This is a genomic window from Sagittula sp. SSi028, from assembly GCF_048553715.1.
In the GTDB taxonomy this organism is placed as follows: Bacteria; Pseudomonadota; Alphaproteobacteria; order Rhodobacterales; family Rhodobacteraceae; genus Sagittula.
Window position 1 is genome coordinate 303,169 of record NZ_JBLZNC010000001.1, and the last position, 24,944, is coordinate 328,112.

At 63.4% G+C, this 24,944-nt stretch carries 20 protein-coding genes; 17 read left to right on the forward strand and 3 right to left on the reverse strand.

Annotated features, from left to right (window positions below; translation table 11 throughout):
* The 7 genes from ACN5AZ_RS01440 (at window position 1) to ACN5AZ_RS01470 (ending at window position 9,393) form a co-directional block, all read left to right on the forward strand.
* Window positions 1-1,614: a GMC family oxidoreductase gene (locus tag ACN5AZ_RS01440; RefSeq protein ID WP_419427063.1), complete on the forward strand. Its 1,614-nt coding sequence runs from the start codon at window positions 1-3 to the stop codon at window positions 1,612-1,614.
* Window positions 1,611-2,786: a mandelate racemase/muconate lactonizing enzyme family protein gene (locus tag ACN5AZ_RS01445; protein ID WP_419427064.1), complete on the forward strand. Its 1,176-nt coding sequence runs from the start codon at window positions 1,611-1,613 to the stop codon at window positions 2,784-2,786. The genes ACN5AZ_RS01440 and ACN5AZ_RS01445 overlap by 4 nt, the downstream gene beginning before the upstream one ends.
* On the forward strand, window positions 2,783-4,267 hold the full coding sequence (locus ACN5AZ_RS01450) for an aldehyde dehydrogenase family protein (RefSeq protein WP_419427065.1): 1,485 nt from the start codon (window positions 2,783-2,785) through the stop codon (window positions 4,265-4,267). The genes ACN5AZ_RS01445 and ACN5AZ_RS01450 overlap by 4 nt, the downstream gene beginning before the upstream one ends.
* Before the next feature lie 40 nt (window positions 4,268-4,307).
* Window positions 4,308-5,876 carry an ABC transporter substrate-binding protein gene (locus ACN5AZ_RS01455; RefSeq protein WP_419427066.1) on the forward strand — a complete coding sequence of 523 codons (1,569 nt, stop codon included), beginning with the start codon at window positions 4,308-4,310 and terminating at the stop codon, window positions 5,874-5,876.
* A gap of 108 nt (window positions 5,877-5,984) precedes the next feature.
* Window positions 5,985-6,941 (forward strand): ABC transporter permease, encoded by a 957-nt coding sequence (locus tag ACN5AZ_RS01460; RefSeq protein WP_419427067.1) that lies wholly within the window; start codon window positions 5,985-5,987, stop codon window positions 6,939-6,941.
* 13 nt (window positions 6,942-6,954) lie between these two features.
* The gene (locus tag ACN5AZ_RS01465; RefSeq protein ID WP_419427068.1) at window positions 6,955-7,770 is read left to right on the forward strand and encodes an ABC transporter permease; all 816 of its coding nucleotides are present in this window, start codon (window positions 6,955-6,957) and stop codon (window positions 7,768-7,770) included.
* A 15-nt stretch (window positions 7,771-7,785) separates the two neighbouring features.
* The gene (locus ACN5AZ_RS01470; protein ID WP_419427069.1) at window positions 7,786-9,393 is read left to right on the forward strand and encodes an ABC transporter ATP-binding protein; all 1,608 of its coding nucleotides are present in this window, start codon (window positions 7,786-7,788) and stop codon (window positions 9,391-9,393) included.
* On the opposite strand, the gene ACN5AZ_RS01475 is transcribed toward ACN5AZ_RS01470, so the two are convergent.
* Both ACN5AZ_RS01475 and ACN5AZ_RS01480 read right to left on the reverse strand, forming a co-directional pair.
* Entirely contained in the window at window positions 9,386-11,953 is a 2,568-nt protein-coding gene (locus tag ACN5AZ_RS01475; RefSeq protein WP_419427070.1) for an ATP-binding protein, read from the reverse strand. The genes ACN5AZ_RS01470 and ACN5AZ_RS01475 overlap by 8 nt on opposite strands.
* Before the next feature lie 183 nt (window positions 11,954-12,136).
* Window positions 12,137-12,613 (reverse strand): PaaI family thioesterase, encoded by a 477-nt coding sequence (locus tag ACN5AZ_RS01480; protein ID WP_419427071.1) that lies wholly within the window; start codon window positions 12,611-12,613, stop codon window positions 12,137-12,139.
* A 266-nt stretch (window positions 12,614-12,879) separates the two neighbouring features.
* Between ACN5AZ_RS01480 and ACN5AZ_RS01485 the strand changes: the two genes are divergently transcribed.
* From ACN5AZ_RS01485 to ACN5AZ_RS01520, 8 genes are all read left to right on the forward strand, one after another.
* A complete protein-coding gene (locus ACN5AZ_RS01485) occupies window positions 12,880-13,512 on the forward strand; it encodes a CDP-alcohol phosphatidyltransferase family protein (protein WP_419427072.1) in 633 nt (210 codons plus the stop codon).
* A 25-nt stretch (window positions 13,513-13,537) separates the two neighbouring features.
* On the forward strand, window positions 13,538-14,725 hold the full coding sequence (locus ACN5AZ_RS01490; RefSeq protein ID WP_419427073.1) for an ABC transporter substrate-binding protein: 1,188 nt from the start codon (window positions 13,538-13,540) through the stop codon (window positions 14,723-14,725).
* On the forward strand, window positions 14,722-16,434 hold the full coding sequence (locus tag ACN5AZ_RS01495; RefSeq protein WP_419427074.1) for an ABC transporter permease: 1,713 nt from the start codon (window positions 14,722-14,724) through the stop codon (window positions 16,432-16,434). The genes ACN5AZ_RS01490 and ACN5AZ_RS01495 overlap by 4 nt, the downstream gene beginning before the upstream one ends.
* Window positions 16,435-16,439: 5 nt before the next feature.
* A complete protein-coding gene (locus ACN5AZ_RS01500; RefSeq protein WP_419427456.1) occupies window positions 16,440-17,075 on the forward strand; it encodes an ATP-binding cassette domain-containing protein in 636 nt (211 codons plus the stop codon).
* Between the two features lie 306 nt (window positions 17,076-17,381).
* Window positions 17,382-17,816, forward strand: coding sequence for a hypothetical protein (locus tag ACN5AZ_RS01505; protein WP_419427075.1), 435 nt, complete (start codon window positions 17,382-17,384; stop codon window positions 17,814-17,816).
* Window positions 17,817-17,909: 93 nt separating this feature from the next.
* Window positions 17,910-18,173 carry a hypothetical protein gene (locus ACN5AZ_RS01510; protein WP_419427076.1) on the forward strand — a complete coding sequence of 88 codons (264 nt, stop codon included), beginning with the start codon at window positions 17,910-17,912 and terminating at the stop codon, window positions 18,171-18,173.
* Between the two features lie 30 nt (window positions 18,174-18,203).
* On the forward strand, window positions 18,204-19,868 hold the full coding sequence (locus tag ACN5AZ_RS01515; protein WP_419427077.1) for a S8 family serine peptidase: 1,665 nt from the start codon (window positions 18,204-18,206) through the stop codon (window positions 19,866-19,868).
* A gap of 141 nt (window positions 19,869-20,009) precedes the next feature.
* A complete protein-coding gene (locus ACN5AZ_RS01520) occupies window positions 20,010-20,996 on the forward strand; it encodes a zinc-dependent alcohol dehydrogenase family protein (protein ID WP_419427078.1) in 987 nt (328 codons plus the stop codon).
* Between the two features lie 37 nt (window positions 20,997-21,033).
* Here the strand turns inward: ACN5AZ_RS01520 and ACN5AZ_RS01525 are convergent, their stop codons facing one another.
* Window positions 21,034-21,945 carry a hydrogen peroxide-inducible genes activator gene (locus ACN5AZ_RS01525; RefSeq protein ID WP_419427079.1) on the reverse strand — a complete coding sequence of 304 codons (912 nt, stop codon included), beginning with the start codon at window positions 21,943-21,945 and terminating at the stop codon, window positions 21,034-21,036.
* Window positions 21,946-22,173: 228 nt separating this feature from the next.
* Between ACN5AZ_RS01525 and katG the strand changes: the two genes are divergently transcribed.
* Together katG and ACN5AZ_RS01535 are read left to right on the forward strand one after the other, a co-directional pair.
* Complete coding sequence (gene katG / locus ACN5AZ_RS01530; protein ID WP_419427080.1) at window positions 22,174-24,372, forward strand: catalase/peroxidase HPI; 2,199 nt, start codon at window positions 22,174-22,176, stop codon at window positions 24,370-24,372.
* 102 nt (window positions 24,373-24,474) lie between these two features.
* Complete coding sequence (locus ACN5AZ_RS01535) at window positions 24,475-24,882, forward strand: GNAT family N-acetyltransferase (RefSeq protein WP_419427081.1); 408 nt, start codon at window positions 24,475-24,477, stop codon at window positions 24,880-24,882.
* Window positions 24,883-24,944: the final 62 nt, after the last annotated feature.

Consider the following 24,944-nt stretch of genomic DNA (forward strand, 5'->3'; position numbering starts at 1 on the left):
GTGGCGTCATTTGACTACATCATCATCGGTGCGGGATCGGCGGGCTGCGTTCTGGCGGACAGGCTGAGCGCCAGCGGTCGCCACCGCATTCTGGTGATCGAGGCCGGTGGCGCAGGTCGGTCGCCGTGGATCGCGCTGCCCTTGGGGTATGGAAAGACGTTCTACAATCCGCGTGTGAACTGGAAATACCAGACAGAGGCAGAGCCGGCCTTGGGCGGACGCAGCGGCTATTGGCCCCGGGGCAAGGGGATCGGTGGGTCGGGCGCGATCAACGCGCTGGTCTACGCCCGTGGGTTACCGCAGGATTTCAACGATTGGGAGGCGGCAGGAGCCACCGGCTGGAACTGGGAGACCGTGCGCGCCACCTATGACCGGTTGGAGACGCGCATTGATGCCAGCGGCGCGCGCACCGGCTCCGGCCCGGTTCACGTGCAGGACGTGTCCGACCAGATCCATCCCGTCAACCAAAGCTACTTTGCGGCGGCGCGGGAATTGGGTCTGCCTGTCACCGACAACATCAATGGCGACCGACCCGAGGGGGCGGCGGCCTATCAGATCAACACCTCTGGCGGGCGGCGGATGCATTCGGCGCGGGCCTGTCTGGCACCTGCTGCGAAACGGTCCAACGTGGTGGTGCTGACCGGCGCTTTGGTCAACCGGATCACGCTGGAGGGGCAGCGTGCCACGGGGGTCGAGCTGGTCCATCGCGGGGAGGTCAAAACCTTGGCCGCCGCGCGCGAGGTCATCCTGTCCGCCGGGGCCGTAAGCTCGCCCCGTGTGTTGCAACTGTCGGGGATCGGTCCCGTGGACGTGCTGCGTCAGCATGGGATCGCGCCGGTGCTGGCGGCCCCGCATGTGGGCGGCAACCTGCAGGACCATCTGGGCATCAGCTACTATTTCCGCGCCACGCAACCCACGCTGAATAACATGCTGCGCCCGTGGCATGGCAAGCTGCGTGCGGCGCTGCAATACGCTGTGGCGCGACGTGGTCCGCTGGCGCTTTCGGTCAATCAATGCGGTGGCTATCTCCGCTCGACCCCTGATATGGCCCAGCCGGACCAGCAGCTTTATTTCAATCCGGTCACCTATACCACCACGCCCAAGGGCAGGCGGACCGTGATCCAGCCCGACCCGTTTGCGGGGTTCATCATCGGCTTCCAACCGGCGCGGCCCACCAGTCGCGGGCGCGTCGATATCTCCTCCCCCGATCCAGAGGCCGCGCCGCTGATCCGGCCGAACTCGCTCGACACGCCGACGGATCGCCAACAGGTGATCGACGGCGGGCGGCTGTGCCAGCGGATCATGCGCACGCAGGCGATGGGCGCGCTTGTTAAAAACGCGATGGATGTGGATATCCGCGATCTGGATGATGCGGAGATTCTGGAGGATTTCCGCGCCCGCTGCGGCACCGTGTTCCACCCCATCGGAACCTGTCGGATGGGGGCGGATGCGGAAAGCTCTGTCGTTGATCCGCGCCTGCGGGTGCATGGCGTGGCCGCGCTGCGGGTGGTCGATGCCTCGGTCTTTCCGAACCTGACCTCGGGCAACACCAATGCGCCGACCATGATGCTGGCCTACCGCGCCGCCGACCTGATCCTGGAGGACGCCGCATGAGCATGCCGTATTCCGCATCGGGTGCGGTCCCGTTGCGCCATGATCGCGGGGCAGGGGACACAGGCCCGCGCATTACCAGGATCGAGACCTTTTGCACGCCGGTGATCGGCTTTGTGCGCGTCACGTCGCAGGACGGGGCCGCCGGCTGGGGGCAGGTGTCGACCTATTCCAGCGACATCACCTGCGAGATTTTGCACCGGCAGGTCGCGCCTTGGGCCTTGGGGCGGGGGATGGACGCGCTGGAGGATATCATCGACGAGATCCCGCGGCGGGAGCATAAATTCCCCGGCACCTACCTGCGGCGCGCCATGGCGGGTCTGGACACTGCTGTCTGGGACTGGCGCGGCAAGCAGGCGCAACAGCCTGTGGCGGCGCTGCTGGGTGGATCGGCAGGGCCGGTGCGGGCCTATGCGTCCTCCATGCGGCGTGACATCACCCCAAAGGCAGAGGCTGCGCGCATGCAGCAGATGCGCGACCGGCACGGGTTTGATGCCTTCAAGGTGCGGGTGGGGGCCGAATGCGGGCAGGACCGCGACGAATGGCCGGGCCGCACCGAGGAGATCATTCCCACGCTGCGCCGTGCCATGGGGGCCGATGCGGCGCTTCTGGTTGATGGCAATTCCGGCTTCAGTCCGGCCCGCGCGATCGAGGTGGGGCGCATGCTCGAGACGGAAGGCTTTGAGCATTTCGAGGAACCCTGTCCCTATTGGGAGCAGGAGCAAACCGCCGAGGTCACCCGTGCGCTGTCGATTGATGTGGCCGGAGGCGAGCAGGACTGTGACCTGCAACACTGGAAGCGCATGATCGCCAACCGCGCCGTCGACATCATCCAGCCGGACGTTCTGTATCTGGGCGGCATGGTGCGCAGCATGCAGGTGGCGCGCATGGGGGCCGAGGCCGGTCTGCCTTGTACACCGCATGCGGCGAACCTGTCGCTTGTGACGCTGTTCACCATGCATCTGCTGCGCGCGGTGCCCATGCCCGGTCGCTATCTGGAATTCTCTATCGAAGGGCCGGATTACTACCCGTGGCAGGCAGGGCTGTTCACCCGCGATCCCTACGACATCATCGACGGCCAGGCCCATGTGACCGACGCCCCCGGCTGGGGCATCGAGATCGCACCGGAGTGGCTGGCCAAATCCACCTACAAATGCAGCGAGCTTTCGCAATGACCCTAGACGCCCTGATCCAGACCTATTTCGACACCGGCACCCTGCCGGATCTGCCGCGCGACCATTTCATCGACGGCCAGTTCATCGCCCCGCAGGCTGGCGCCTATATGGACAGCTTCGATCCCGCGACGGGCACGGCCTTTGGCGATTTTGCCGCAGGGACCGCAGCGGATGTCGATGCTGCTGTCAGCAGTGCCGCGCGTGGCTTGGCTGTCTGGCGGGACACACCGCCGGCGCAGCGCTGTGCGATCCTGAACAACGTGGCCCGTCTGATGCGGGCGGAAGCGGATCTGCTGGCGGTGGTAGAGACGCTCGACAGTGGCAAGACACTGGCCGAGGCGCAGGGCGATGTCGCAAGCTCGGCGCGGCTGTTTGAATACTATGCCGGTGCGGCGGACAAGCTGGACGGGCGCAGCGTGAACCTTGGCAATGACAACGCGGCTTTTACCATCCGCGAACCGGTGGGCATCACGGCGCATATCATCCCTTGGAATTATCCGACCTCGACCTTGGTGCGCGGGATCGCGCCCGCCTTGGCGGCGGGCTGTTCGGCGGTGGTGAAACCGGCGGAAACCACGCCGTTTACCGCCCTTTTGATCGCAGATCTGCTGGTGCGTGCGGGCCTGCCTGCGGGTGTGGTCAATGTGGTCACCGGTACGGGGGCTGAGGCGGGGGCCCCGCTGGTCACCGACCCGCGCGTGCGCCATGTGACCTTTACCGGATCGGTCGCCACGGGTGTCCATGTGATGCAGGCGGTGGCCCCCAATGTCACCGGCCTGACGCTGGAGCTGGGTGGAAAATCCCCGCTGGTGGCCTTTGCCGATGCGGACCCGGAGGCGGTGGCCGACGGCGCGCTGTGGGCGATCTTCTCGAACGCGGGCCAGATCTGCACCGCAGGGTCGCGGCTGGTCATCCACCGCGATCTCCACGATCAGGTGCTCGACAAGCTGGTGGCCAAGGCGCGCGCCCTGCGCATCGGTCACGGGCTGCGTGGCCCCGATATGGGAGCGGTGAACTCGCCGCAGCATCTCAACAGTATCGCAGCCCATGTGGACCGCGCCCGTGATCGCGGTGTCGACATTCTGTGCGGCGGCAAACCGGCCTGTGACCCCGAGACGGGCAAGGGCTGGTTCTTTGAGCCGACCATCCTTGGCGGGCTGTCGCCCGACGATGACGCAGTGATTCAGGAGATTTTTGGCCCGGTTCTGGCGGTTCAGAAATTTGCAACCGAAGAAGAGGCGCTTTTACTTGCCAATGGCACGGAATTTGCCCTTGCAGCCGGTGTCTATACCAGTGACATCTCTACCGCGATCCGGATGGCCCGGCGGATCGACGCGGGCCAGGTCACTGTTAACGATTATTGGGCGGGCGGCATCGAGCTGCCCTTTGGCGGCAATCGCAAATCCGGCTTCGGCCGTGAGAAAGGCCTTGAGGGGCTGGATGCCTACACGCGACCCAAAGCGATCACCCTTGCGGTGTAAGTGACTGTTTGAAAACAAAATGGATACTCAGGAGGAAGACATGCTAAAGACATCGACGACCCTAGGTGCGCCCACGCGGCGCGGCTTTATGGCGGGGGCTGCGGCAGGCGGCGTGGCGCTGGGGCTGGGCCTTGGTGGCCGGGCACAGGCGGCAACGCCCAAGAAGGGCGGCACACTGCGGGTGGGCTACACGCAGGGCAGCACGTCGGACTCCATGGATCCGGCAACCTACGCCAACGATTTCATGTTCGCGATCAGCTACGGCGTGTTTTCGACCCTCGTCGAAGTGGCCCCCGATGGCTCTGCCAAGGGCGATCTGGCCGAAAGCTACGAGGCCACGCCCGACGCCCGTGTCTGGACCTTCCGTCTGCGCGACGATGCGACTTTCTCGGACGGGAAGACCATTAAGGCGGCGGACGTGATTTCCTCGATCCGTCACCACATGGGGCCTGACAGCAAATCCGGCGTCAAACCCCTGTTAGAGCAGATCAAGGACATTCGGGCCGACGGCGAAAAGGTCGTGATCTTTGAACTGGAAGACGGCAACGCCGACTTCCCTTACGTGTTCAACGACTACCACCTGACCATCCGTCAGGACGTGGACGGCAAGATCGACCCCGAAAGCCGTATCGGCACCGGCGGCTATGTCATCGACGACTTTGAACCCGGCGTGCGCGTGGAACTGACCCGCCGTGATGACTACTGGAAAGAGGGCCGCGCCCATTTCGACAAGGTGGTCCTGCTCAAGGTGGGCGATCCGGCGGCGCGCATGAACGCGCTGATGACTGGCGAGGTCGACCTGATCGACCGCCCCGATCTGAAAACGATCCACCTGCTCAAACGCAACCGCAACGTCAAGATCCACACCCAGAACGGCACGCTGCATTACACCATGCCGATGCACACCACGACCGCGCCGTTTGACGATGTGAACGTGCGTATGGCGCTGAAACACGCCATCGACCGCGAGGCGATCGTGCAAAAGGTGCTCAAAGGTTACGGCACCGTTGGCAACGACCAGCCCATCGCGTCGTCCATGCCCTACTACAACGCTGATCTGGAACAGCACAGCTATGACCCCGACAAGGCCAAGCATTACCTGTCCAAGGCGGGGCTGAGCACGCTGGATGTGTCGCTGCACACCGCAGATGCGGCGTTCAACGGCGCTGTGGATGCATCGGTTCTGTTTGCCGAAGCCGCCAAATCCGCAGGCATCAACATCAACGTCACCCGCGAGCCGAACGACGGCTACTGGTCCAATGTCTGGCTGCAAAAGCCCTTTGCCTGCGCCTATTGGGGCGGCCGTCCGACACCGGATCTGATGTTCTCTGCCGGCTATGCGGCGGGCGCGGACTGGAACGACACGAAGTGGGACAACGCCCGCTTTAACGAGCTGCTGCTGACCGCCCGGTCCGAGCTAGATCAGGAGCTGCGCGCCGAAATGTACGGCGAGATGCAGCAGATCTGTGCCACCGACGGCGGCGCGCTGATCCCGGCCTTTGGCCAGTATGTGTCGGCCATGAGCACCAAGGTCCAGATGCCCGAGGAGATCTCGGAGATGTGGGACCTCGACTCCGTGCGCTTCATCGAACGCTGGTGGATGGCCTGAGGCTGACCCGCGTCACAGCGCGCGCATGAACACCATGGCTCCGGGGGGATCTCGGGGCCATGTCCCCCAAGGGGGAGACGTTATTTTACCTAAGAGAGGGACGCAGGTTTGCCGCCATTGTTGAAGCTGATACTCAGTCGCCTTGCCTTGGGGGTGGTGACCCTCTTGGTGGTCTCGGCATTGATGTTTGTGGGGATCGAATTGCTGCCGGGGGATCTGGCGCAGCAGATCCTTGGACAGTCTGCCACGCCGGACACTCTGGCGGCCTTCCGGGCTGAGCTCGGGCTCGATCAACCGGCGCATATCCGTTATTTTGAATGGCTGGCGGGGGCCGCGCAGGGCGATTTCGGCAACTCGCTGGCGTCCCGCCGACCTGTCGCCGACCTGCTGGGCAGCCGTTTGGCAAACACGATGTTTTTGGCCGTCTATGCGGCGGTCATTGCGGTGCCGGTGGCGATCACGCTGGGGTTGCTCAGCGCGTTGTGGCGCAACTCCATCTTTGATCGCACGGTGAACATCGGGGCGCTGAGCGCGATTTCCATGCCGGAGTTCTTTGTCGCCTATTTGCTGGTCTTGGTCATGTCGATCACCTACGGCTGGTTCCCGACATTGGCCCGCGTGGACGAGGCAAGCTCGCTTCTGGATGCGATGTACCGTAGCTTCCTGCCCGCGCTGACGCTGATCCTGGTGGTGATTGCGCATATGATGCGGATGACCCGTGCGGCAATCATCAACGTGCTGGCCGCGCCCTACATCGAAATGGCTCGGCTGAAAGGCGTGCCGCGCTGGCGCGTCATCACCCATCACGCGCTGCCCAACGCGCTGGCGCCGATCATCAATGTGGTCGCGCTGAACCTCGCCTATCTGATCGTCGGCGTGGTCGTGGTCGAGGTGGTGTTTTCCTACCCCGGTCTGGGCCAGCTTCTGGTCGATGCGGTGGCCAACCGTGACCTGCCCGTGGTGCAGGCGGTGGGGCTGTTCTTTGCCGGTACGTATATCTTGCTGAATGTGGCGGCGGATATTCTGTCGATCCTGTCGAACCCGCGTTTGCGGCACGCGCGCTAAAGGAGGTGCTGCTATGAAAGCTTTGAAATCCGCGCCCGTCACCGCGTGGCTGGGCATGATCATCGTCGCGGTTGTTTTGATTACAGGTGTTTTTGCGCCGTGGCTTGCCCCCTATGGCGAGACCGAGATCGTCGCCATGGAGTACGAACCATGGAGCGCGGCCTACCCGCTGGGCACCGACAATCTGGGCCGGGATATGCTGTCGCGTATGATCTTTGGCGCGCGCAACACCGTGGGTCTGGCGCTGCTGACGACGGCGATCGCCTTTTGTCTGGGGGCTGCGGGGGGCATGTTTGCCGCGCTCAAAGGCGGCTGGATCGACCAGATCCTGTCGCGCGCCATCGATGTGCTGTTGGCGGTGCCGCCGCTGATCCTTGCGCTTATGCTGCTGGCGATTGTCGGCCCGTCGATCCCGAATATGGTGGGTGTGATTGCCGTGATCTACATCGCGCCGGTGTACCGCCTGTCGCGGGCGGCGGCGATGAACGTTGTCTCGCAGGACTTTGTTCAGGCGGCACAACTGCGCGGCGAGGGCACCCTATGGCTGCTGCGCCGCGAGATCCTGCCCAATATCTCCTCGACGCTGGTGGCGGAATTCGGTCTGCGCTTTTGCTTTGTCTTTTTGTTCATCGCGGCCTTGTCGTTTCTCGGGATCGGGATTCAGCCACCCACGGCGGACTGGGGATCGATGGTCAAGGAAAACGCCACGCTGATCACATTCGGTGACATCACGCCGCTGATCCCGGCGGGGGCCATCGCGCTTTTGACCATCGGCATCAATTTCATCGTCGACTGGATGCTGCATCGCGCCAGCGGTCTGAAAAGCTAAGCAGAGGATGACGACATGGAACAGCTATTGAATATCCGTGGTCTGCGCCTCGAGGCGGGGCCGGTCAAATCCCCCACGACCATTCTGCACGGTCTGGACCTGACCCTGAACAAGGGCGAGGTTCTGGGCCTTGTGGGCGAAAGCGGCGCGGGCAAAAGTTCTGCCGGACTGGCCGCGATGGGCTACACCCGTGACGGTGTGCGGATCGCGGGCGGCGAGATCCTGTTCGACGGGATCGACCTTGCACAGGCCGACCGCGCCACGTTGCAATCGCTGCACGGTGGGCGTCTGGCCTATGTGGCGCAATCGGCGGCAGCGTCGTTTAATCCGGCGCACCGCCTGATCGACCAGTTCTGCGAGGCCCCGGCCCTGCACGGCTCGTCCAGCCGGGCGGAGGCACAGGCCGACGCCATCGAGCTCTATCACCAGATGCACCTGCCGGACCCGGAGGGGATCGGCTTTCGCTATCCCCATCAGGTGTCGGGCGGGCAGTTGCAGCGCGCCATGACGGCGATGGCCATGGCCTGCCGTCCTGATTTGATTGTCTTTGACGAACCCACCACAGCGCTGGATGTGACCACCCAGATCGAGGTGCTGGGCGTGATCCGCGACATTGTCGAACGCTACAACACAGCCGCCATTTACATCACCCATGATCTTGCCGTGGTCAGCCAGATGGCCGACCGCATCTGCGTGATGAAAGACGGCCATGAGGTCGAGACCGCCGAGACGCGCCAGATGCTGGACAACCCGCGCGAGGACTACACCCGTTCGCTATGGGCGGTGCGGTCGCTCTCCTGTCCCGACCGTGCAGACACTGAAGAACCGGCGGTGGTCTCGCTCAAGGGGATCAGCGCCAGCTACGGCACCGTTCCGGTGCTGCATGATGTCAGTCTGGATCTGATGCCGGGCCGGACCACGGCCATTGTGGGCGAAAGCGGATCGGGGAAATCCACACTGGCCAAGGTGATCGCGGGCATTCTGCCGCCCAGCGGTGGCACCGTAGAATGGCAGGGCGCGGCTTTGGCCGGGCGCTATCAGGACCGTGACCGTGACACGCTGCGCCACATCCAGATGGTTTACCAGATGGCGGATACGGCGCTGAACCCGCGCCACACCGTGCGCGAAACGCTGGAACGTCCCGTGCGCTATTTCACGGGGCTGAAGGGCCGCGCCCTGCGCGACCGTGTGCATCAGCTGATGACGCTGATCGAGCTTGACCCTGAGACCTTTCTGGACCGGCGTATCCCTGAACTGTCGGGCGGGCAAAAGCAGCGGATCGGCATCGCCCGTGCGCTGGCCGCCGAGCCGGAATTTATCATCTGCGACGAGGTCACAAGCGCGTTGGACCAACTGGTGGCCGAGGGCATCCTGAAGCTGTTGTTGCGCCTGCAGGAAGAGCTGGGCCTGACCTATATGTTCATCACCCATGATCTGGCCACGGTCGAGGCCATCGCCGACCATGTGGTGATCATGCAAAAGGGGCGCATCGTCGAAGAGGGGCCGCGCGCTCGCATCTTTGCCGCGCCGCAACAGGCCTACACGCGCAACCTGCTGGCATCCGTGCCGCAGATGGATGCGGGCTGGCTGACGCGCGTGCGGGCGGGCACTGCCGTCAGCTAAGCGCCTGTTCCTTTGCGGATGTGGCCGTAAGAACACTTGAAATCGCGCGCAGCAGGTCTGCGCGCGCCACGGGCTTTTGCATGCGGATGATGTTCGGGGCGCTCAGGGCCGGGGGGCCATCCTCATGCGGTTCAGCAAAACCTGTCAGCAAGACGACCGGCAGGTCGGGCTGCTTTTGCCGCAGCTTTTCGGCCAATGCCTCGCCCTGAAGCGGGCCGGGCATCACCATATCTGTGACCACCACATCAATGCCCGCGCCAGCATCGAACACGGTCATGGCATGAGCGCCGTCGGCGGCTTCTGACACGCGGTACCCCGCTGCGGCGAGGGTCGTGGACAGCACCTTGCGCACGGCGGGATCGTCTTCGACCAGCAGGATGTGTTGGTCGGCGCCTTCGGGTCCCGATGCCGTTGACGGGGTCGTGTGTCGCGATGCGGGCTTGGTGGAGGCGGGAAAGACCAGCCGGAACGTCGTGCCCTTGCCGGGCGTGCTGGTGACGCGCACCGTGCCGCCGGATTGTTTGGCAAAACCTTCGACCATGGACAGGCCCAGACCCGATCCTTTGCCCGGACCTTTGGTGGAAAAGAACGGATCAAAGATATGGGGCAGGGTGGCTGCGTCGATCCCGCTGCCCGTGTCGGTCACCGCCAGTTCCACATAGCGGCCCGGCGGCAGCTCTGCATCGTCCTCGTCCACCACCAGATTGCGGGTGGCAAGGGTCAGGGTCCCGTGGCCGTCCATGGCATCGCTGGCATTGAGCAACAGGTTCAGCAGCGCGTTCTCAAATGACCCCGCATCCAGCTTCGCCCGCCACAGATCGGGGGCCGTATCGGTGTTCAGGACCACTGTCTGTGGCAGGGCGCGCTGCATCCAGCTGCGTGCCTCCGAGATAACCGCGTTCAGATCATGGGGTTTCGGGACCAGCCGAGCGCGGCGGGCAAAGGACAACATGGAGCCGGTCAACTGCGCGCCGCGCTGGCTGGCCGTGATCGCATCGCCGATCAGCTGTTGATCCTCGGAAGACGGATGGCGGTCCCGGAGCAATTCGAGATTGCCCATGATCACGGCCAGCAGATTGTTGAAATCATGGGCGATGCCACCGGTCAGCTTGCCGATGCTTTCCAGCCGCTGCGCTTTTTCGGCCATGTCCGATTGGCGATCTGCCTCTTGCAGGGCGGTGACCTCTGCGGTGACATCCAAGACCACCCCGTCAATGCGGTAGGTGCCGTCTTCCAGATCGGTGGCATTGCCGTAGAAATCGATCCATGCGTTGGGCGTTCGGGCGCGATTGTGGATCGGCTTGCCCGTGGCCACGTTTTCCAGCATCAGCCGCGCGGCCTTTTCAATCTCTTCTTGCGGCTTGTCGTGGTCCAGAATGGCTGGATCGTCATAGGCCTGTTGCGGGGTCACCCCCCAGTAATCCACACATTTGTCACTAAGGTACAGGTGCTGGACCACCCGCGTCGTGGACCAGATGCCTTGATAGATCATGCCGGGAAAGTTCTGCGCCGCGATGTTGAGCCGTTGCAGCAGGGTGTCACGATCGGCCGCAAGCTGTTCCACATCGGTCACATCGATATGCAACCCGATGTCCAGACCGGCATAGGGGCCATCGGGGGCGGCGCATTGCCAGATCCGTTTGACGTGGATGACCTCGCCGTCGGCGCGGTACAGGCGCGACACATGGGCCACCGGTGTTCCGTCCGAGCCGCGCAGCTTTTCAATGGTGGCCAGCAGACCGTCGCGATCATCGGGATGCTGCATCTCCATCCAGTCCTGAATTGCCACGTCGCACTGGTCGGGCGGCAGGCCGTACATCCGGCGCAGGTTGCGATCCAGATGCATGCGGCCTGTGGCGCGGTCATAGCGGCAGGCGCCGACCTTGGCCGCGTCATACAGCATGCTCATCTGGCGGGCGCGCAGGTCGCCCATGCGGATGTCCCCCGACAGCCGCGCGCTCAGACGCAGGACGGCCCAGACCAGAATGACAGAGCAGCCGGTCACCACATAGGACAGCGCGATCCTTGGCAGCGCAGCGGCCGTGTCCGGCACCAGCCCTGCGGCAAAAGCTGTCAGAATACCGGCGCTGTGCAAAACCACCATGATGCCCAAGGCCCAGCCGAGCGCCGCCAGCGGCGGGTCGGGCCAGCGCGGGGCATAGACGCAGCGGCGCATCACCAGCCCCGCCGCCAGATACGCAGCTTGCGTGCCGATCCCGACCAGTGCCATGCCGCCATGTGCCATATCGGGACCGTGTACCATTCGACACAGGGCCATCACGGCCAGTGTCACCAATCCCACGCGCAGCCCGCCGATATAGCCCGCAAACAGCACGACACCGGCCACGGCGTTAATGCTGCCGCCACTATCGGGCATGATCAGACCGGCGCGCATCACAACCAGCGCGGCGATGCCAAAGGCCGCGCCCAAGGCCAATCGTGACATCAGGTTTCTGCCGTCAAAGCCGCGATAGACATAGGCGAAGTGCAACAGCCCGCCGAGCAATGGCAGGGCCAGCAGACTGTCGATGACAAAGGAGAACATAAAACTGGCTTCCAAGGCTGAGCGCTGCACCAGCCGCGCGCGGTTTGAACGAACGCGACACCGGATCGTGATGCCCGAACAGCCACGGGGGCGCGCTTTCGTGCGCCCAATGCGTTAACCGTATCAGTTAACCATTGTCTCATCTACATTTTTAACAACCTGCACGGGCATAGGGTCCAAATACGCTTGGATGCAGGATCAGTTGCCCAAAATCAGGCAGGTGGTCGTGCCGAAAGCCACCACACGATCCTGAACGTCGTAAATCTTGGCCTCGGATGTGGCGGTGCGCCGCCCCAGTGAGATCAACAAACCTTCGCAGCGATAGGTCTCGCCGACCTTTGGCGCGCGGGTCAGGTTGGTTTTCACCTCGACGGTGGTATAGCCTATGCCCGCAGGCAGGGCTGAATGCACCGCACAACCCAATGCGCTGTCCAGCACCGTCATCGCCCAGCCGCCGTGCACCCCACCCATAGGATTGATAAAGTTGGCCGGCGGGGAACAGGTCCAGATGACGCGGCCTTCTGCGACCTCGGTCATCCACTGGTTCGAGATCTCCGACACCGGGGGCGAGGGCAGCTCTCCGGCGATCATTTTGCGAAACAGCTCGAGGCCCGACATGGACATCATTGTGTCCAAGGGAATGGACCCCAGCGGACGGTCAGGGCGGGTGGTCATCGGGGGCGATCCTTCTAGCTGTGTTTCAAGCGCGTCTAACGCGCCCTAGCTATGACGACACGGCAACTTATGTGCAAAGGTTGAAAAGGTTGATGGTACAATCAACGCGCGGCAGGTGTGTCACGCACAGATCAAGCGAACGTCACTTTTGTGACAGCCACTTGGCGGGTATCAAGCGCCAAAAGATGAGCGCACAACCATGACCGAAGGACCGCAAAGGTGGCCAAGATGCCGTTACCGTCCATGATCCGCAGCGAGACCGACCAATGATCGACAGCGCGCTTTTGCCTATGCAGCGCAGCCTGATGGACCCGCCCGCCCGCTGGCTGGCGGCACGCGGTGTGGCCGCCGATCAGGTGACCGTGACGGGATTCGCCATCGGCCTTTTGGCGGTGTTCGCCATCGCGTGGGGGCTGTGGTCGGTGGGTCTGGTTCTGATCTTGCTGAACCGGCTGTGTGACGGGCTGGACGGTGCCTTGGCGCGACGTGTGGGCACAACAGACCGGGGGGCATTTCTGGACATCGCACTGGACTTTGCCTTCTACGCGCTGGTGCCAGTGGGCGTGGCCTTTGCCGATCCTGCGGCCAATGCACTGCCTGCCGCCGTTCTGATCGCGGCCTTTGTGGGGACGGGGTCGTCCTTTCTGGCGTTTTCGACCATCGCCGCGCAAAAGGGGCTGACCGCCGACGCCTATCCGTCCAAGGGGATCTATTACCTTGGCGGGTTGACCGAAGGGTTCGAAACCATCGTATTCTTCATCCTGATCTGCCTGCTGCCGCAGTATTTCGCGCCGATGGCCTACGGGTTCGCTGCCGCCTGCGCGCTGACCACAGCCATCCGCTGGCATCAGGGCTGGGTCGCCTTTGGCCCGCAGGACACGCCGCACGACAAGACCTAAGCCATCAACGACCGAGGAGACTTTGATGCGTACACCGATGATCGCAGCCCTGGCGGCTGCGCTGGCCACCACCGCCTATGCGGACGATTGGCAAAGCACGCTGGAGGCTGCGCGCGGCCAGACCGTGTATTGGCATGCCTGGGGCGGCGATGCGCGCACCAACGGCTTTATCGAATGGGTCAGTGAACAGACGCAGGAACAGTTCGGTGTCAGCGTTGAACAGGTCAAGCTGAGCGACACCGCCGAGGCGGTGACCCGCGTGATCTCGGAAAAGGCCGCCGGCCGTGACGAGGGCGGCGCGGTCGATATGATCTGGATCAACGGTCCGAACTTTCTGACTATGAAAGAACAGGGGCTGCTGCATGGCCCATTTGTCGCGGATCTGCCCAATGCGCAGTATCTGGACCTGTCTGACGGCGCAGCGGCTGCGGTGGATTTCACCGTGCCGGTCGAGGGCATGGAAAGCCCGTGGCGGCTGGCAAAGTTTGTCTTTTCCTACGATTCCGCGCGGGTGGAGACACCGCCCGCCAGCATGGCCGATTTTGTCAGCTGGGCCGAGGCCAATCCCGGCCGGTTCACCCATCCCGATCCGTCGAATTTCATGGGGGCCACTTTTCTGAAGCAGGCTTTGGTCGAACTGGCACCGGAGCGGGGCGCGTTGCAGCAGCCGGTCACCGAAGACAGCTATGACGCGACGGTTGCGCCCTTGTGGGCGTGGTACGATGCCTTGCGTCCCAACATGTGGCTCGGCGGAGAAGCCTTTCCCGAGAATGAATCCGTGCAGCAGCAGATGATGAACGACGGCGAGATCGACATTGCCATGTCGTTTGATCCGGCCTCGACTGCGGCTGCGATCGAACAGGGTCTGCTGCCTGAGAGCGCGCGGGTTTTTGTCCCCGAGGGCGGCACCATCGGCAACATCAGCTTTGTGGGCATTCCCTACAACGCGGCCAACCGCGAAGGTGCCGAAGTGGTGGCGAACTTCCTGCTGGCGCCAGCGACACAGGCGCATATGCAAAACATCGAGGTGCTGGGATCTTTCTCCGTGCTGGACCCGTCCAAGCTGGATGCCGAGGGCCAGGCCGCGTTTGATGCGCTGCCCACGGCACCGGCGCTGCCTGCGCTGGAGGATCTTGGTGCGACCCTGATCGAGCCGCATCCCAGCTGGATGACCCGTCTGGTTGACGATTTCGCGGCGCGCTACACCCGGTGAGCCAAGGCCCCGCAAACGGGCGGCTGCTGCGGGCCATTGTGCTGGCGGTGGTCGCAGCGGGGCTTTTGACCCCGATCATGGCGGGGCTGTGGCAAACGGCGCGCGCAGGCTTTGGCGTGCTGCCGGTCATCGGCGCCACGGAGCCAAGCCTTGCGCCCCTGCAGGTGTTTCTGTCGCAGCCGGGTCTGTGGGCCAGTCTGCGCGCCACGCTGATCAGCGGCATCGGATCATCCGTCTTGGCGCTGGGGCTGGCGGTTGGCCTCGCCGCTGTGGCGCAGCGCAGGCTGCAAGCGGGACTGGGCGCGCGGCTGTTGGTGCCGTTTCTTGCCACCCCGCATGCCGCCGTTGCCATCGGGCTGGCCTTTGTTCTCGCCCCATCAGGCTGGATCGCGCGTCTGATCGCGCCGGTGATGGGCTTGACCGCACCACCGGGGATCGCCAGCGTCGGTGATCCCTACGGCATAGCCTTGATGGTCGGATTGACGCTCAAAGAGATGCCGTTCCTGCTGTTGATGATCCTGTCCGCGCTGGGGCAAATCCGGCTGCGTCAGACCATGGCGGTGGGGCGGTCCTTGGGCTACGGGCGCGGGCTGGTGTGGATCAAGGTGATCCTGCCGCAGATCTGGCCCCTGATCAGGCTGCCCATGCTGGTGGTCATCGCCTATGCGCTGTCGGTGGTGGATATGGCGCTGATCCTTGGCCCGTCGAACCCGCCCACGCTGGCGGTGATGCTGATGCGGCTGTTTTCCGATCCTGACATTGCCATGCTGTTGCCGGCCTCTGCCGGGGCGCTGGTTCAACTGGTGTTGGTGGTTGCGGCCTTTGGCGCGCTGTGGCTGGTCGAACGCGCGCTGCGGCCCATCGGTCTGTGGTGGTTGCGGCGCGGGGGGCGCGGTGCGTCGGCAGAGCCGGGGCTGAAGGCCGCCGCCGCCGCCGCCACAGCGCTGTTCGGATTGGGTGTCGCGGGCTTTGCGGCCCTTGCGGTATGGTCGCTGGCATGGCGCTGGTCGTGGCCGCATATACTGCCGCAAAGCTGGTCGACAAAGGCATGGCTGCGCGGCAGTGACGGCTGGCTGGAGGCGTTGGGCACCACGCTGGGACTTGCACTGACCACCACGGCGCTGGCCCTGATCGTAACAATTGCATGGCTCGAAGGCGAGGATCGTGCCGGGCGGGGCCGCGCCACATGGGCGGAGGCACTGGTCTATCTGCCACTGCTTTTGCCGCAGATCGGGTTTCTGTATGGCTTGAACATCCTGTTTCTGCGCACCGGTGTGATGATCCATTTCTGGGCTGTGGTCTGGGCGCAAACGCTGTTTGTCTTTCCCTACGTTATGATTGCGATGACCGGGCCTTGGCGGGCGCTCGACCCGCATCTGGTGCGGGCGGCGGGCGCGCTGGGGGCGGGACCATGGCGGCGCTTGTTTGCGGTAAAACTGCCGGTTTTGCTGCGCCCGATCCTGACGGCGGCGGCCGTCGGCGTTGCGGTCAGCGTGGCGCAATATCTGCCGACGCTGTTCATGGGGGCAGGGCGGGTTGCCACCCTCACGACCGAGGCGGTGGCGCTGTCGTCGGGCTCTGACCGACGGATCACCGCCGTCTACGCGGTGCTGCAGGCGCTGGTGCCGCTGGCGGGCTACGCTCTGGCCTTTGCCATCCCCGCTGTGGCACATCACAACCGCCGCGCCCTGAAAGGAAATGACACGTGAGCCTGATGCTGGAAAACCTGATGGTCCGCCGCAAGGACGGGACGGGGCTGTTTGCGCCGCTGACGCTGGGCGTCGGACCGGGCAGCTTTGCCAGCGTCATGGGACCGTCGGGCGTGGGCAAATCCACGCTTCTGGATGCGGTGGGCGGTCATCTGGGACATGGCTTTCACTGCGAGGGGCGTGTCGTTCTGGACGGTCGCGACGTGACGGCGCTGCCGCCCGAGGCGCGCCGCATCGGGATCGTGTTCCAGGATGCGGCGCTGTTTCCGCACCTGTCGGTGGGGGACAATCTGGCCTTTGGTCTGCGGCGCGACCTGCGCGGACGCGAAGCCCGTCGCGCCACCGTCAATGCGGCCTTGGATCAGGCGGGGCTGTCTGGCATGGCCGCGCGCGATCCCGCCTCGCTGTCAGGGGGACAGCGCGCACGGGCCGCACTCATGCGCACGCTGCTGGCCGAACCCGGGGCGCTGCTATTGGACGAGCCGTTCTCGGCTCTGGATGCGGGGCTGCGGGCGGAGATGCGCGGCTTTACCCATGCGCAGGTCACAAGGTTGGGTATTCCATGCCTTCTGGTGACCCATGATCACGCCGACGCCGAGGCCGTTGGGGGAATTTGCGTGAATCTTTCCCCCTTTGCGTGAATTCACCGATCACGCGCCCACTTGGGTTGATTCGACCTGCCTTGCTGAAGATGTGTGATCGTCGCATAAATTCATAATAATTACATGGTGCTGTGGGGTTAAGTTAAAGCTTAACCGTACCTTTGTCACAGCCGCTACACGTATTTCCTGTGCGATCAAGTCCAGCTTTCCCGCCTTCAGCGCGGTAGCGCGGTCTGACAGTCTGACCGAGCCAGCCAATTACAGACTGGCGACTGCAACTGCGGGTCAATTTCCGGCCTGCCGATAACTCGAAACCATTTTTAGCAATCTTTCTGGAGACTTATTATGTCCCTTTCTCAACTCTCCGCCGAACAGCGCAAAGAAGTCGAAATGGATCTGGCCACGCTGGAATCCGAATTTGGCGATCTGGGCTTTGATCTGATGTCCACCGACGACAAAAGCGCGGATGCGTTCTCGGAACTCGACGCAGAGCTGGCGGGCACCGATCTGGCCCCGATGGGCGTGTCGGGCATGTCCTATGACATGATGGGCCTTGGCGCCGACCCCGAAGTGGACGCGTTCTTTTTCTCGTTCATCGCCTCCAAGGCAAAGAAGCTGATCCAGACGCTGGTCAAACTGGTGAAGCGCTACGGCGATTGCGTCCAGTGCGTGTCCAAGGTGACCAAGGCCGTCGCGCTGTTCAAGCAAAAGAAATACGCCGCCGCGATCAAGGCCGCCTACGACGCGTTCCGCTGCATCCAGAAGTGCGCCAAGGACTGAGGCGTATCTGGTGGTGCGTGCCTTGTGCGCGCACCGATCGGGCCGCGTCCCCTTACGCGGCCCGACTTTCCCCATATTCAAACGGAGCCCGCCATGCCTGCCTTGGATGACGTAACCCCCTTTAGCCCATTGGGCGACCAGCTTGCCTATCTCGATGCGTTTCTCGCCGAGGACGGGGACGACCCTGACACCGCCGATGACCCGCGTGCGCGCGCACTGTCGGCCCTGCACGAGGCGCGCGACCTGCTTGCCAGTCTGGAAACAGAGCCCACGGACACCGACCCGCCCACCGATGTGGCGGCGCGGCTCGACCAGATCGAACAGCGGCTGAGCGCAATCGAAGATTTCTTTGGCTAAGCGCCAAACCTGCCAAACAGGAGACCTGAAATGCCGGAGATTACATCCCTTCCGAAAACCTATCGTATCAGCAAACCCCGCGTGGACGGGGCGCAGGCGGCTCATGCCGTCGATGACGTGGATCTGGACGCGGTGGCCGCCCAGATCGAAAGCCTCGCTCAGGCCTTTGGCATGTTGGACGAGGATGGCAAAACCATCCCCGCCGCCGAGGTTGAACAGACCCTGGAAAACAGCCGCCGTGGCAAGCATACCATCGTTGCGAAAATGACCGACAAGGTGCGCAGCCAGATCGAAAAACTCCATGGCGACAGCCTGTTGGTGGTCGAGGACGTGGTGATCGATCCCATGCGCGGCGGGACATTCGATGAAATGGTCCTGCCGATGAACCACTTTCCCGTCGACACCGACCAAGAGCTGTCATTCAAGATCCGCGTCGAGGGGCCGGATGGGCAGAAGATCTCTGGCGCGAAAGTGTCGCTTCAGGGCGGTATCTGGTATGACGAGGGGCTGACCAGCGCAAAGGGCCTTGTGACCTTGGTCATGTACGAGGAAACCCCCGACAGCCTGCGCCGCCTGATCATCAAGCCGGTGGACGGCTACTGGTCGCGGGTGGTGGAACGCCCTGCGCTGGTGGCGGGACAGATCAATACGATCAAGCTTGTGCCGTTGGGAGAGGGGCTGGGCCAGCCAAATTTTCCGCAAACCCAGCTGCAAAGCTGGGGGATGACGGACATGGGGCTGACACCCTCGACCGCTGCGGCTGTCCCTGTGCGAGTGGCTGTGATCGACAGCGGCATTGATGCCAGCCATCCCGATCTGGCCCCCGGCACGGGGCGTGATTTCGGCGAAAGCGATGCGCCTGATCAAAGCTGGTCCAACGATGGCTCCGGTCATGGCACCCATGTGGCGGGGATGATCGCGGGGCTGGACAATGCGATGGGCGTTGTGGGCGGCACCGCCGCCGGGGCGCAGGTCTTTGCCAATCGCGTGTTCCCGAACGCCCGCATCTCGAAGCTGATCGCCGCGATTGACTGGTGCATCGACAACGAGATCGACGTGGTGAACATGTCGCTGGGGGGCAAAGCCTCGGATCAGGGGTTCGAGGATGCTCTGCTGGATGCGCAGGATGCGGGGATCCTATGCGTGGCGGCCACGGGCAATGCGGCGACGGATGTGATGTATCCGGCCAAATATGCGTCGGTGCTGGCCGTGGCGGCCTTGGGCAAGCTTGGCAGCTTTCCTGACGACAGCAGCTTTGCCGGGCAGGTCAGCGACAAGACAGCGGGAGCCTATTTCGCCGCCAGTTTTACCTGCTTTGGCCCCGAGGTCGACGTCTGCGCGCCCGGTGTGGCCATCGTGTCGACGCTTCCGGGGGGCGGCCATGCCCCGTGGAGCGGCACCTCCATGGCCTGTCCGCATGTGGCGGCCTTTGCCGCCCGTCTGCTGCAGGAGCGGTCCGATCTGCGGGACATGCCGCGCAATGCCAGCCGCGCCAAGGCGCTGTTTCAGGCGGTCAAGGACAGCTGTGTCGATCTGGGACTGCCGCCCGAGTATCAGGGGGCCGGTCTGCCCAGCCTGCGCAGCGATCTGCCGCCGCCGCCTGCACCACCTACGCCCGACACGGTGGCCAGCGCGGAATCCCGCGCCGTCGATATGATCGACGCGGCCATCACGCTGCTGACCGAGCCCGCCTGAGGCCCGGTCGCGGAAGCGATAGGGACGCCTGTGCTCCCCGCGCGTTTCTATCGCTTTTCCGAAAACTGAAATCCACGATTGGCGGATTATACTGCTATCCCGCGTGATCTATCTGTCTCTCGGCAACAACGGGAGAGACCGATGCAAACCATGACCCTGACCTCTTATGGTCCCGACGCCGCCTTTACCGCCGCCGAGCTGCCGAAACCTGTGGCCACCGATGGCCATGTGGTTGTCGAGGTAAAAGCGACAAGTGTGAACACCGTCGACACGATGATCCGCGCCATGGGCCGCGACCTGCCGCTGTCGCCGGAATTGCCTGCGGTGCTGGGCATGGACTTTGCCGGCATCATCACCGAAGTGGGCGCAGGCGTGACGGGCTTCGCCGTGGGCGATGAGGTCTATGGCTGTGCGGGCGGTCTGGCCGATCTGCAAGGTGCGCTGGCCGAATTCATGCTGGCCGATGCCCGCCTGATCGCGCACAAGCCCAAATCGCTGACCATGCGCGAAGCAGCCGCGCTGCCGCTGGTGGGCATCACCGCTTACGAGGGGCTGACCCGCGGTGGCGTGGCCGAGGGCCAGTCGGTTCTGGTGCACGGCGGCGCAGGGGGCGTGGGCCATCTGGCAGTGCAGATTGCGCGCCATCTCGGCGCCGATGTGTCTGCCACAGGCACCGGCGACGACCAGATGCGCATCATCGAAGGCTACGGTGCAAAATCCATTGATTTCAAAGCGGAAGAGGTCGTTGCTTATGTCACGGGTCATACCGGTGGCGCAGGCTTTGACGTGGTGTTCGACACTGTGGGCGGCGCGAATATGACCAACTCCTTCGCCGCTGCGGCGCTGAACGGTCAGGTCGTGACCACCGTGGCCCTGCTTGAGCTGGACCTGTCGCCCGCGCACTTCAAAGGTCTGTCGCTGCACATCGTGTTCATGTTGATCCCGATGCTGAATGATTTCCGCCGTGCCGCCCACGGCGAGATCCTGACAAAACTGGCTGAACTGGTCGATGCCGGTGCGGTGAAGCCGCTGCTGGACGCCGAACAGTTCACGCTCGATCAGGTCGGGGCCGCCTATGCCCGCCTGCAAAGCGGTCAGGCCTTGGGCAAGGTCGTGGTCGAGGTCTAAGTCCGCCCGCGCATGCGGACGGCAATACCGCCGCCTGTCACAGGGCGGCGGTTTCTTGTTGGGCCAGTCCCACTTCCTTGGCCACATCCGCGATGCGGGCAAATTGTTCGGCCAGCGGTGACGCCTTGCGCCAGACAAAGCCGATGCTGCGCGAGGGTTGCGGTGCCTCGAAGCGAGTGACCGCCACGGGCGCGGATTGGGTTTCGACGGCGACGGCCATTTCAGGGATCAAGGTCACGCCAAGCCCCACACCGACCATCTGCACCAACGTCGTGAGCGACGATCCATCCAAGCCATCACGCGGCATGGCGCTGCCGATCTGACAAAAGGACAGCGCGGCATCGCGAAAACAATGGCCTTCTTCCAACAGCAGCAGCCGCATCTGCGCCAGTGCCTCGCCATCGGGGACGGGGCGGTTGGCCTCGGACTGATGGCGCACCAGAACAAAGCTTTCGTCGAACAGCGGCATTTCCGTCAGCCCCGGTTCTGACACCGGCAGCGCCACCAAAGCCGCGTCGATTCGGCTAGCGTGCAGCTCCTCGATCAGACGCGGGGTGACGGTTTCGCGCACGCTGACCTCTAGCCCCGGGAATTCAGCAGCGAGATTGCCGATCAGGCGCGGCAGCAGATAGGGGGCGATGGTGGGAATGATGCCCAGCCGCAGCCGGTCCATCATGCTGCCCGACGCGCTGCGCGAGAAATCCCCAAGCTCCTCTGTCTGTCGCAAAATGGCAGAGGCGCGTTGCAGCACGTTCTCCCCGAACGCCGTCAATCGCACCTGCCGCGCGCCGCGTTCCACCAGCGGCTGGCCCAATTCCAGTTCAAGATCGCGGATCTGCACCGACAGCGCAGGCTGCGATATGGCACAGGCGTTTGCGGCCTGTCCGAAATGGCCGTGTTGGGCCAAAGCCTCGAAATAGCGAAGCTGTTTGAGGGTCACATTTATCATAGGTTTTAATTATCGCAATCATGGGAAGTTTCAACTTAAACATATTGTCCGGGCGGGTTAGAAGCATTCCAGACTTGATGGGCAGGCGAAGATTTGTTTGTTTGCCACCTGCGGGGAACGGGACGCCGCTGTCTTGCTTCGCTGCGCAGGCCCACGAGGTAAAAGTTTTGTAACGGAATGGCTTACGCGCCATTCCTCACCAACCCGTTGATCTGAGGGAGATCGAAAATGGACGGAAACAAGATGGCAGGATGCCCGTTTCACGGCGCAACCAACCACTCTGTTCGCGGCAACCGCGACTGGTGGCCCAATGCTCTGAACCTGAACATCCTGCACCAGCATGCTCCGGCGTCCAACCCGATGGGTGAGTCGTTCGATTACGCCGAAGCGTTCAAAAAGCTCGACCTCAAAGAGGTCAAAGCCGACCTGACCGCGCTGATGACCGATTCCAAGGATTGGTGGCCCGCAGACTACGGCCATTACGGCCCCTTCATGATCCGTATGGCGTGGCACTCGGCCGGCACCTACCGGACTGCAGATGGCCGTGGTGGTGGCTCGACCGGTCAGCAGCGTTTCGCGCCGCTGAATTCCTGGCCGGACAACGGCAACCTCGACAAGGCCCGCCGCCTGCTGTGGCCGATCAAGAAGAAATACGGCAACTCCCTGTCCTGGGCCGACCTCTTCATCCTTGCGGGCAACGTGGCCATCGAATCCATGGGCGGTCGCACCTTTGGCTTTGGCGGCGGTCGTGTAGACAACTGGCAGCCCGAGGAAGACGTCTACTGGGGCTCCGAAGTCGAATGGCTGGCGACCTCTGACAAGGAAAACTCGCGCTACTCTGGCGAGCGTGAGCTGGAAAACCCGCTGGCCGCCGTGCAGATGGGTCTGATCTACGTCAACCCCGAAGGTCCCGATGGTAAGCCCGACCCGATCGCGTCTGGCCGTGACATCCGCGACACCTTTGCCCGTATGGCCATGGGTGACGAGGAAACCGTGGCGCTGGTCGCCGGTGGTCACACCTTCGGCAAATCCCACGGTGCTGGTGATGCGGCGCATGTGGGTGTTGATCCGGAAGCCGGTGAAATGGAGGCCATGGGCTTTGGCTGGGCCTCGACCTACGAGACCGGGCTGGGCAAGCACACGATCACCAGCGGCATCGAAGGTCCGTGGACCGCGAACCCGACCAAGTGGGACAACGGCTACTTTGACCTGCTGTTCGGCTACGAATGGGAGCTGACCAAATCCCCCGCCGGTGCATGGCAGTGGACCCCGATCGATCTGGCCGAAGACCACTACGCCCCCGAAGTCGACGGCTCGGGCGACAAGGTCAAGCCGATGATGACCACCGCAGACATGGCGATGCGCATGGACCCGATCTATGGCCCGATCTCCAAGCGGTTCCACGAGAACCCCGAAGAGCTGGCCGAGGCGTTCGCCCGCGCATGGTTCAAGCTGACGCACCGCGACATGGGCCCCAAGTGCCTGTATCTGGGTGAGGAAGTGCCCGAAGAGACGCTGATCTGGATGGACCCGGTTCCGGCTGTGGATCACCCGCTGGTGACCGACGCCCAAGTGGCCGAGCTCAAGGCGCAGATCCTCGACAGCGGTCTGACCGTGCAAGAGCTGGTCTACACCGCGTGGTCGTCGGCTTCGACCTTCCGTGGTTCGGACAAACGCGGCGGTGCCAATGGCGCGCGCATCCGTCTGGCGCCCCAGAAGGACTGGGAGGTCAACCAGCCCGAGCAGCTGGCCAAAGTGCTGGCGGTGTACGAAGGCATCAAGGCAGAGTTCGACGCCAAGGGCGCCGAGAAGATCTCGATCGCGGATCTGATCGTGCTGGGCGGCGACGCGGCCATCGAAAAGGCAGCCAAAGCCGGCGGCCACGACGTGACCGTGCCGTTCACACCGGGGCGCACCGATGCCACGGACGAACAGACCGACGCCGAGTCCTTTGAACCGCTCAACCCGCAGGCTGACGGTTTCCGCAACTACTCGACCCAGCAGTTCAGCATCTCTGCCGAGGAAATGCTGGTCGACAAGGCGCAGCTTCTGGGCCTGTCCGCACCTGAGATGACCGTTCTGGTCGGCGGGATGCGCGCGCTGGGTGCCAACTACGGCGGCACGCAGCACGGCATGTTTGACGGGGACTACGGTGTTCTGGACACCAAGTTCTTTGAAGGCATCACCGACATGGACGTGAAATGGGCCAAGGTCGAAGGTGAAGAGGGGCTGTATCAGGCCACCAACCGCACCGACGGTGGCGCACGCTGGACCGGCACACGCGTCGATCTGGTCTTTGGCTCGAACTCGCAGCTTCGTGCGCTGTCCGAGGTCTACGCCCAGAACGACAACAAGGCGAAGTTCGTCAACGACTTCGTTGCGGCATGGACCAAGGTCATGAACGCAGATCGTTTCGACCGCGCCTAAGCCCGCACGCTTGCGCAGTCAAAGAGGGGTCCGACCGTTTGGTCGGGCCCTTTTTTGTTTCTTCGGATTGGCGGGCGTGCGTCTTTGTGGCTTAACGCGCCTATGTGCGACATTCGACGGATCACCCCTGAGCAAACCATAGACCTGCGCCACCGTGTCATGTGGCCTGACCTGCCGCGCGCGGCGGTCATGCTGGAGGACGATGCGCAGGGCTGGCACTATGGCGCCTTTGTCGACGGGGCGCTCTGCGGTGTTGGCAGTTTCTTCACCACCGACACGCGCTGCCGGTTGCGCAAACTGGCGGTGTCACCGGACCATCAGGGGCGGGGTTTGGCCACGGCCTTGTTGGATCACGCCATTGCCGACCTGCGCCGCGCCCATGTGACAGAGCTGTGGTGTGACGCGCGCTGCAGCGCGGTGGGGCTTTATCGCAAAACCGGCTTCGAGATCGGGACAGAGGTGTTCCACAAATCCGGCAAGGCCTATGTGATCGCATCGCGGCGCTTGTGACATCTGCCGCGCTTCACGCGTCTGCTGAGAAACAGGTGGCAACATTCTGATTTAAAATGAAT

Excerpts from the sequence above, each read along its gene's own strand:
- ACN5AZ_RS01445 (WP_419427064.1), top strand. The coding sequence starts at position 1,611 with ATGAGCATGCCGTATTCCGCATCGGGTGCGGTCCCGTTGCGCCATGAT.
- ACN5AZ_RS01450 (WP_419427065.1), top strand. The coding sequence starts at position 2,783 with ATGACCCTAGACGCCCTGATCCAGACCTATTTCGACACCGGCACCCTG.
- ACN5AZ_RS01455 (WP_419427066.1), top strand. The coding sequence starts at position 4,308 with ATGCTAAAGACATCGACGACCCTAGGTGCGCCCACGCGGCGCGGCTTT.
- ACN5AZ_RS01465 (WP_419427068.1), top strand. The coding sequence starts at position 6,955 with ATGAAAGCTTTGAAATCCGCGCCCGTCACCGCGTGGCTGGGCATGATC.
- ACN5AZ_RS01470 (WP_419427069.1), top strand. The coding sequence starts at position 7,786 with ATGGAACAGCTATTGAATATCCGTGGTCTGCGCCTCGAGGCGGGGCCG.
- ACN5AZ_RS01480 (WP_419427071.1), bottom strand. The coding sequence starts at position 12,613 with ATGACCACCCGCCCTGACCGTCCGCTGGGGTCCATTCCCTTGGACACA.
- ACN5AZ_RS01485 (WP_419427072.1), top strand. The coding sequence starts at position 12,880 with ATGATCGACAGCGCGCTTTTGCCTATGCAGCGCAGCCTGATGGACCCG.
- ACN5AZ_RS01490 (WP_419427073.1), top strand. The coding sequence starts at position 13,538 with ATGCGTACACCGATGATCGCAGCCCTGGCGGCTGCGCTGGCCACCACC.
- ACN5AZ_RS01500 (WP_419427456.1), top strand. The coding sequence starts at position 16,440 with ATGCTGGAAAACCTGATGGTCCGCCGCAAGGACGGGACGGGGCTGTTT.
- ACN5AZ_RS01505 (WP_419427075.1), top strand. The coding sequence starts at position 17,382 with ATGTCCCTTTCTCAACTCTCCGCCGAACAGCGCAAAGAAGTCGAAATG.
- ACN5AZ_RS01510 (WP_419427076.1), top strand. The coding sequence starts at position 17,910 with ATGCCTGCCTTGGATGACGTAACCCCCTTTAGCCCATTGGGCGACCAG.
- ACN5AZ_RS01515 (WP_419427077.1), top strand. The coding sequence starts at position 18,204 with ATGCCGGAGATTACATCCCTTCCGAAAACCTATCGTATCAGCAAACCC.
- ACN5AZ_RS01520 (WP_419427078.1), top strand. The coding sequence starts at position 20,010 with ATGCAAACCATGACCCTGACCTCTTATGGTCCCGACGCCGCCTTTACC.
- ACN5AZ_RS01525 (WP_419427079.1), bottom strand. The coding sequence starts at position 21,945 with ATGATAAATGTGACCCTCAAACAGCTTCGCTATTTCGAGGCTTTGGCC.
- katG (WP_419427080.1), top strand. The coding sequence starts at position 22,174 with ATGGACGGAAACAAGATGGCAGGATGCCCGTTTCACGGCGCAACCAAC.
- ACN5AZ_RS01535 (WP_419427081.1), top strand. The coding sequence starts at position 24,475 with ATGTGCGACATTCGACGGATCACCCCTGAGCAAACCATAGACCTGCGC.